We start from the raw sequence: 1,692 nt of genomic DNA, 5'->3' as shown, positions 1-1,692 counted from the left end.
CCCTGCTCCTGATTGCGGTCGGTCCCCTCCCCGCCTTCCGCCCGCGCCCGGTTCCGCCCGCGACCACGGATCGGCCGGACGATCACGTCATGCCGGCCGCTCCGGTCGCGGCCGCGGCGCCGATCGCGCTCGATCCGGGCGACGCGGTCGTGCCCATGGCCGGCGATCGCTTCGTCTGGCGGAGCGATGCCGCGGACCGCCTCGCGACGATCTCCGGGGCATCGTTCGGGCCGCTCGCGCCGCGCCTCGTCGGGCACAGCTGGGCCGACCTCGCCGGGGCCGGCCGCTTGCGCGATGCAGACGCGTTCCTCGCCGCGGTCGGATCCCGGCGCACGTTTCGGGCACTGCCGGCCGTGCTGGACGCCGGCCCGATCGGTGCGCTCGCCCTCGACCTGTCCGGCGCCTGCCTCGGCCGCAGCGGCGACACGTTCTCGGGATTGGGCGGGTACGGCGTGGTGCGCGCGGTGATTGCACCGTCGGCAGCCTTGGAACCCCCGACCGATGCGGCGCAAGCCGGTCCGGATCCGGTCGTCCCCGTTCCCGATCCCCAGCTGCCCGACGCCGTCTCCCCGCCCGACGCGGAGGCGGGCGGCCCGGGCTCCGAGGGAGCCGATCGCACGCTGCCCGACATCCGCAAGGCCGCGTTGCCGCCGGCGACGATCACCGCCGCCCGCTTCGGCAGCCATTGGGCCGGCGATCCATTCGCGCGCGATCCCTGGTCCGGTGCCCGCGGCCCGGCGCCGGTGCCAGATATCGACGCCGCCCCTGCGCCGATCGCGGTCCTGCCGGACTCCGAGCCGGCGCCCGTCGAGCAGAGCCCGCCCAGCGAAAGCCCGGTCGCGGTGCAGGAGGGCGCCGACGCCGCCCTGTCGGTGACCGAGCACGCGGCCTTCCGCGAGATCGCCCGCGCGCTCGGTGCCCGCTACGCCGGCGACGACGAGATCCGGGACCCGGCCGACGCCGCGGATGCGCGCGGCGCGGGCGGAGCGGTGATGCCGTTCCCGACGCCCAGGGTCGCGGAGCCCGAGACGCCGGTGCAGCCGGACGACGTCGCTCCGCCCCTGGACGACCTCCCCCTTTCGATGCTGATCCACCGCGGCGACGCGGTGCTGGCGGCCAACCGCCGCCTCCTCGACCTCACCGGATACGCCGACCTCGCGAGCCTTCAGGCCGCGGGCCTCCATCGCCTGTTCCCCGGGCTTGCCCCGGCCGACCGCGTCGCCGGTACCGGCGCCTCCGCCGGCCCGCGCATCGTCGAGACCGCGCAGGGCGGCAGCCGTCCGGTCGCCATCGAGCGCGGGCCGACGACCTGGAGAGGAGAGCCGGCGACCTGCATGATCCTGCGCGTGGTCGACGAGGCCGATCCGGCCCGCGAGCGGGCGGCCGAACGCCTCGCCCAGTCGTTTCGCGACGGCCACGCCGCGGACGCGCGTGCGACCCTCGACGCCCTCGACGACGGCGTCGTCACCCTCGACCCGGCCTCCCGCATCGTCGCGATGAACCGGGCCGCCGCCGGCCTGTTCGGATGCGATCCCCGCGAGGTGGTCGGCACCGGCTTCGACACCCTGTTCGAGGCCGCGCAGCGCGACGCGGTGCGTGCCGGCATCGCCGGGCTCGGCACCGAGACGCGCATCGCCGCCGCCGGTGGCCGTCTGCTGACGCTGCGCGTGTCCGGCCGGGACGGGGCCCGCG

General features: G+C 76.8%; 1 protein-coding gene. It reads left to right on the top strand.

Annotated features, from left to right (window positions below; translation table 11 throughout):
- Positions 1-89: 89 nt before the first annotated feature.
- Positions 90-1,692: PAS domain-containing protein (locus FV230_RS28045; protein ID WP_147844691.1), on the top strand; the 1,603-nt coding region annotated here is incomplete at its 3' end.

It is taken from the genome of Methylobacterium sp. WL6 (assembly GCF_008040095.1).
GTDB lineage: Bacteria > Pseudomonadota > Alphaproteobacteria > Rhizobiales > Beijerinckiaceae > Methylobacterium.
The sequence above is the reverse complement of the archived record's forward strand: the minus strand, read 5'-3'. Positions and strand labels throughout refer to the sequence as shown.